This window comes from Streptomyces synnematoformans, from assembly GCF_039531005.1.
Taxonomy (GTDB): Bacteria; Actinomycetota; Actinomycetes; order Streptomycetales; family Streptomycetaceae; genus Streptomyces; species Streptomyces synnematoformans.
Map to the genome: position 1 here is coordinate 34,532 of NZ_BAAAPF010000027.1, position 6,077 is coordinate 40,608.

At 73.5% G+C, this 6,077-nt stretch carries 4 protein-coding genes and 2 pseudogenes; 3 read left to right on the forward strand and 3 right to left on the reverse strand.

The window, feature by feature from the left end:
- Positions 1 to 23: 23 nt before the first annotated feature.
- Positions 24 to 1,388, reverse strand: coding sequence for a hypothetical protein (locus tag ABD317_RS07830; RefSeq protein WP_344289056.1), 1,365 nt, complete (start codon positions 1,386 to 1,388; stop codon positions 24 to 26).
- Between the two features lie 338 nt (positions 1,389 to 1,726).
- Between ABD317_RS07830 and ABD317_RS07835 the strand changes: the two genes are divergently transcribed.
- Positions 1,727 to 2,275: a P-loop nucleotide/nucleoside kinase family protein gene (locus ABD317_RS07835; RefSeq protein WP_344289057.1), complete on the forward strand. Its 549-nt coding sequence runs from the start codon at positions 1,727 to 1,729 to the stop codon at positions 2,273 to 2,275.
- An 11-nt stretch (positions 2,276 to 2,286) separates the two neighbouring features.
- On the opposite strand, the pseudogene ABD317_RS07840 reads toward ABD317_RS07835, so the two are convergent.
- Positions 2,287 to 3,116 (reverse strand): annotated as a pseudogene (locus ABD317_RS07840) (IS5 family transposase).
- A gap of 539 nt (positions 3,117 to 3,655) precedes the next feature.
- Here ABD317_RS07840 and ABD317_RS07845 point away from each other — a divergent pair.
- Both ABD317_RS07845 and ABD317_RS07850 read left to right on the forward strand, forming a co-directional pair.
- The gene (locus ABD317_RS07845; protein ID WP_344289058.1) at positions 3,656 to 4,312 is read left to right on the forward strand and encodes a maleylpyruvate isomerase N-terminal domain-containing protein; all 657 of its coding nucleotides are present in this window, start codon (positions 3,656 to 3,658) and stop codon (positions 4,310 to 4,312) included.
- A 171-nt stretch (positions 4,313 to 4,483) separates the two neighbouring features.
- Positions 4,484 to 5,848, forward strand: coding sequence for an ABC transporter substrate-binding protein (locus ABD317_RS07850; protein WP_344289059.1), 1,365 nt, complete (start codon positions 4,484 to 4,486; stop codon positions 5,846 to 5,848).
- Between the two features lie 58 nt (positions 5,849 to 5,906).
- On the opposite strand, the pseudogene ABD317_RS07855 reads toward ABD317_RS07850, so the two are convergent.
- A pseudogene (locus ABD317_RS07855) lies at positions 5,907 to 6,077 on the reverse strand (PLP-dependent aminotransferase family protein); the annotation flags it as partial.

Consider the following 6,077-nt stretch of genomic DNA (forward strand, 5'->3'; position numbering starts at 1 on the left):
CGCGACGGCGAACGCCCGCGCGCCTAGCGGCGCCTGAACCTGCGGACCAGCCGCCCCCAGGTGCCCAGCCGCAGCGCCTCGTACTCGGCGAACCGCTCCCGGTCCGCCGGCTCCGCGACGTCGTCGAAGACGGCCCGCGCCTCCGCGCGGAGCGCCGGGTCCTCGTGCAGCATCAGCACGAACAGCCCGGTGTCGCGGCGCAGCGCGCGCAGCGCGCCCGCGCGGGCCGGCGGGTACGAGGTGAGCCCTCGCAGGGCGCGGAGCAGCGCCAGGTGCTCGGCCTCCCGGCCGTTCAGCCGGGGGGCCAGCCGCAGCGCCAGGTCCAGCTCCGCGTCGGGCGACCGCGGCTCGCGGGTGAGGACGGCGGTGACGGCCCGCGGCGCGGAGGGGGCCTCCTCGGCCATGCGCCGCAGCCGGCGCCGCAACTCGCGGTCGTGGCCCGGCGGGTTGCCCTGCGCGGCCAGCGCGATCGCCGCGCAGAGGGTCCCGGCGGGCGGCGGCGCGGCCATGCCGGAGCCGCCGAGGTCCCCGTCCCACGGGTCCGGTACGTCCCGTGCGCCGCCGGCCGCCGCCGGGTCCCGCGGCTCCTCGGGCGGAGCGCCGAGCGCCCGGAGCTGGCTGAGGGCCCGGTGCCGGTCCGTGGCCGAGCGGCCCATCGCGAGGAAGACCAGCGCGTCCCTGATCTCCTCGTCGTCCGGCCGGCCGGCGCCGTCGCCGGGCAGCTTCTTCATCACGTGCATCAGGCTGACCCGGGCCTGCGGTCCGGATTCGGCCTCGAACCGCGCCCGCACCTGCGCCATCGTGACGCCGTAGTGGTCCAGCGCGCTGAGCACCGCCGGGAACGCCGGGTCGTCTGGCTCGATGCCCGCGGCGGCGTCGAGCAGCGCGGGCACGGCGCCGTCGAGGTGGATGCCGCGCAGCGCCGTCGCGGCCTGCTGGAGGCAGGCCCGGTCCCGGAGCGCGCGGCCTAAGACCGGTGCGGCGCGGTCGTCGCCGATGCGGCGGAGGGCCTCGACGATGCCCTGCTTGAGGTCGTACGGGTCCTGGTAGTGCTCGTCGCGGGGCTCGCGCTGGGGGAGGCTGTCGCTGGGCACCGTGCGGTACCGCTCCAGCTCGAACACCGCGCCCGGCCCGTGCTCGTCGACGAGGGCGTCGCCCTCCTCGTACCAGGCGTCCCACGCCGCCGTGACGGCGGCGACCCGCTCCAGGTGCGCGGCGTGGTCCGCGAGGAGGGCGTCGAGCCGCCCGACGAGCGCGGGGACCGCCTCCGGCGCGCGTTCCCGCAGCGCGACGATCGCCCGTTCCCGGAGGCTGACCTCGTCGTAGCCGCCGTCACCGGTCCGCCACAGGGCCAGCCGCTCGATCAGCTCGCCCACGTCGTCCGCCACCGTCTCACCCCTGCGCCACGGGCCTTTTCGGAGCCAGGACGGTACCGGATGGCGAGTGGGACGGCTCCCGAACGACGAAACCCGGTCGGAACCGGTCCCGCCCGCCGGTCACGCCACGTCCACCGGCAGGTGCCGGGGTCGGCGACGAGCGTGTGCGGGTTGCCGCCGGCGGCGCCGCGCAGCAGCTCGACGCCGCCGGCGGGGACGGCCTGCCACGGCGCGCGCGGCGGGACGGTGACATCGTTGCTCTACACAGGAGCAGTGTGTGCTAGGGCCTGTCGTCAAATGATCTCTTGGGGTGGAATGACAGGGCGGCGGACAGGTGGCAGGATTTCCGGGTGTTGATCACCGAAGTGCTGCTCATCGGCGGCCGTTCCGGGGTGGGAAAGTCCTCGGTCGGCTATGAGGTCTCAGCGCAGCTGCGCGCCGTGGACGTCGCCCACGCTCTGATCGAGGGTGACGTGCTGGATCACATCCATCCCGCTCCACCCGGCGACCCGGACCGGTCGCGGCTGACCGAGCGCAACCTTGCGGCGCTGTGGGGCAACTATGCGGCGCTGGGCTGTCGGCGGCTGATCTACACCAACACCGCCAGTGTCATGGCGAGTGAGAGCGGCATCTATGAGCGGGCTCTGGGGAAGGACGCCCGCTTCGTGCGGGTGTTGCTCACCGCCTCCGACGCCACCGCCCGCGGCCGCCTGGCCGCTCGCGAGCTCGGCTCGGAGCTGGAGCAGCAGGTGCAGCGCAGCGGGTTCATGGCCCGGCACCTGGAGGAGGGGGTGCCAGAGGGGACAGTCCGGGTGGCCACGGACGGGCGGGCGGTGGCGGACGTCGCCCGGGATGTTGTGGCCGCTGTCGGCTGGTGGCCGTCGGCGGCCGATGAGTAGATCGTCACACGTCACGCCCACATCAGCAGCGAGGCGAGGGTGATGGCTGCCTGATAGGACTCGGCGGTCTTCTCGTAGCGGGTGGCGATGCCGCGCCACTGCTTGAGGCGGTTGAAGCAGCGCTCGACCACGTTGCGTCGTTTGTAGATCTCGCGGTCGAAGGTCGGCGGCCGGCCTCCACGGCTGCCTCTGCGAGCCCGGTTGCGGATCTGGTCGGCCCGTTCGGGGATGGTGTGCGTGATGCCGTGCCGCCGCAGCCAGGCGCGGATGGCCTTCGAGCTGTAGCCCTTGTCGCCCAGGACATGGCGGGGCCGCACCCGCGGCCGCCCTGGACCTACGCGAGGTACCCGTATCGCCGCCATCACAGCGGAGAACTGGGTGCAGTCGTTGGTGTTCCCACCGGTGACCGTGAGGCCGAGCGGGCGGCCCAGCGCGTCGCAGGCCAGGTGGATCTTGCTGGTCAGGCCGCCTCGGGAGCGTCCGAGCGCCGCGCTGCGGAGCCCCTTTTTCCGGTCCCGGCGGCGTGCTGGTGGGCGCGGACGATGGTGGAGTCGACCGACACCAGCCAGTCGATGTCGCCGGCCGCGTCCGCCTGCGCCTGGGCGGCTTGGAGCATCCGGGTGAAGGTGCCGTCCGCCGCCCACCGCCGGAAGCGGGTGTGCAACGTCGCCCACGGCCCGTACTGCTCGGGCACGTCCCGCCAGGCCGTCCCGGTCCGGAACTTCCACACAATCCCGTTGAGGACCCTACGGTCGTCCAACCGCTTCCGACCCCGGCCCGGCCGGGGCAGCAGCACACGAACGAACCCCCACTCAGCATCGGACAGTTCATGGCGACGTATCACCCGACCATGATCCACGATCGAAGATCATTTGACGACACGCCCTAGCGGCCCGAACTAGGTTCACCCATGCGTGTGCCCCCTACGGCCCTATGGTCGTAGGGGGCACAGACACGAGAGGGCGCACGATGGGTGAGTGGATCAATCCGCGGTACGCGGAAGTAGTCGAGTTCTACCGCAAGAAGCGGGAATCCAAGCCGCCCGCTCGCCGCCCTGGCCGGTCGGGGCGATCGTACGGCGACCCCTTTGTGATCGTCGTGGACTCTGACTCGCGTTCCTCGTTCATCGCCCCTGCCGGGTCGCCCCGCCCTTGAGTGACCGCGCCCACCACAGCCCCGAAAGCCACTGCTGACACGTCGTCAGGCGTTGCCGCGCGGCGACAGATGGGGGCGGCGAGCGGATGGCTCGTCGGGGGGCGACGGGGGTTACCTCCACGGAAGCGACCGGACGCAAGGGAGTTGCGGGGCGGGCGGCGGCGTCCGCCCGGCTCCGGACGGAATGCGGTTGCCCGCCGCGGGCCGCCGGTCTAGGTTGCCGGGGTGGATCTCTTCGTACCCGCCTGGGCGGCGCTGCGCGCGGCGGTCGCCGGTCTGGGCGACGAGGACTTCGCACGGCCCTCCGGCTGCGCCGGCTGGCTCGTCCGCGACCTCGTCTGCCACCTGGTGATCGACGCGCAGGACGTGCTCATCACCCTCGTCACCCCGGCCGACGGCGGGCCCACGGCCGACGCCGCGGGCTACTGGCACGTGAGCGACGGGCCGCCGACCGGCGCCGACCCCCTCGACGCCCTGACCGTCCGGCTGGCCGCCGCGTACGGGGACCCGGCGCTGCTGCGGTTCCACCTCGACGACGTCGGCTCCGCCGCCGGCCGCGCGGCGGAACTGGCCGACCCGGCGCTGCCGGTGCGCACCAAGGACATGGTCCTCACCGCGGGCGACTACCTCACGGCGTACGTCCTGGAGTGGACCCTGCACCACCTCGACCTGACCGCACACCTCCGGCACGTCCCCGGCCCGCCCGCGGAGGGCCTGGCCGCCGGCCGCGCCCTGCTGGAACGGATCGCGGGGGCGGCGTTCCCGGCGTCCCTCACCGACACCGACGCCCTCCTGGCCGGAACGGGCCGCCGCCCCCTCGCCGAGGCGGAACGCACGGCGCTCGGCCCGGCGGCGGCGAAGCTCCCGCTGTACCTCGGCTGACATCCCCCGCAAACCCGACCTGTCCGCATCATTCGTCCGGGGCCGTAACCGCCTCGTGATGACCGTAATGCGCAGATCGGATGTGTCAGGGAGCGCTCCCACGTTACGCTCCCAACCCCAGGCCGCGCCCCGTCATCGGGGAGGGGGCGCGGCGGTTCCCGGGGGAGTCACATGCGCACACGCACACGCACCAGAAGAACGTCCCGGCGGCCGAACGCCCGCCGCCGTACGTCCCGAGCCCTCGCCGCGACGGTGGCCGCCGGCCTCCTCGCCGGGTGCGCCCTGCTCGACGAGGGCTCGTCGGCGGCGCCGGACGACGGCGACGGCGGCGGCTCCGACGGCGGGCCGGTCACGCTGACCGTCGGCGTCTTCGGCGTCTTCGGCTTCGAGGAGGCCGGGCTCTACGACGAGTACGAGAAGCTGCACCCGGAAGTCACCATCAAGGAGGAGGCCGCGCCCAGCAACGAGGAGTACTACCCCGCCCTGCGCGAGGCCCTCGACTCCGGGAGCGGACTGGCCGACATCCAGGCCGTCGAGGTCGGCAACATCAGCGAGGTGGTCGCCGGCCGGTCCGACCAGCTGATGGACCTCGCCACCGTGCCGGGCGTCGACGAGACCGCCTTCCTGCACTGGAAGTGGGACCAGGCGACGACCGCCGAGAACAAGACCATCGGCCTCGGCACCGACATCGGCCCCATGGCCGTCTGCTACCGCAAGGACCTGTTCCGCGCGGCCGGGCTGCCGACGGACCGGGAGGAGGTCGCGGCGCTGTGGTTCTCCGACTGGCAGAAGTACCTCGGCGTCGGCGCGGACTACAGGGAGAACGCCCCCGAGGGCACCGCCTTCGTCGACTCGGCCGCCGGCGTCTACAACGGGTCGATCAGCAGCTTCCCCATCCGCTACTTCGGCCGCGAGGGCGAGCCCATCTACAAGGACAGCCCGGCCGTCGAGGCGTCCTGGGACCTGGCGATGCAGGCGGCGCAGGGGCAGATGACCGCCCAGCTCAAGCAGTTCACCCCGGAGTGGGACGAGGGCTTCGCCGAGGGCGACTTCGCGACCGTCATCTGCCCGTCCTGGATGCTGGGGCACATCCAGGAGAAGGCCGGACCCGCCGCCGCGGACAAGTGGGACATCGCCGCCGCGCCCAAGCCCGCCAACTGGGGCGGCTCCTTCCTGACGGTCCCCGAGGCCGGCGAGAACAAGGAGGAGGCGGCGCGCCTCGCGGCCTGGCTGACCGCGCCCGAGCAGCAGGCCCGGCTGTTCGAGAAGCAGGCGAACTTCCCCAGCTCGCAGGCGGCGTACTCGCTGCCGCAGGTCGCGGACGCCACGCACCCGTACTTCAACGACGCGCCGACCGGCGAGATCTTCTCCATCGCGGCCAAGAGCATCCCGACGCTCCAACTCGGCACGAAGGACCAGCCGATCCAGCAGCAGATCACCGACGCGGGCATCCTGCCGGTCGAGCAGGGGGAGATGACGCCCGAACAGGCGTGGCGGTCCGCGGTGCGCGAGATCGACGAGCTGCTGGACCGCTGACCCCGCGGGTGCCCCGCGCCGGCTCGCGCGCCGCGCGCGGCTCCCGGAGCCCGGATCCTCAGTCCCCGCCCGCGAGGGGCGGTTCGGCCGGGAACGCGCGGCGCAGCCGCCGGACCCCCTCGCGCAGCTGCGCGGTGCCCGCGGCGGCGGCGTAGCTCAGCCGCAGATGCGGCGCCGGCGCCCCGGCGGCGAAGTACGGGGCGCCGGCGGTGACCACGACGCTGTTCAG

Bases quoted from the DNA above. Each gene is read 5' to 3' on its own strand.
- ABD317_RS07850 (WP_344289059.1), top strand. From the start codon at position 4,484: ATGCGCACACGCACACGCACCAGAAGAACGTCCCGGCGGCCGAACGCC.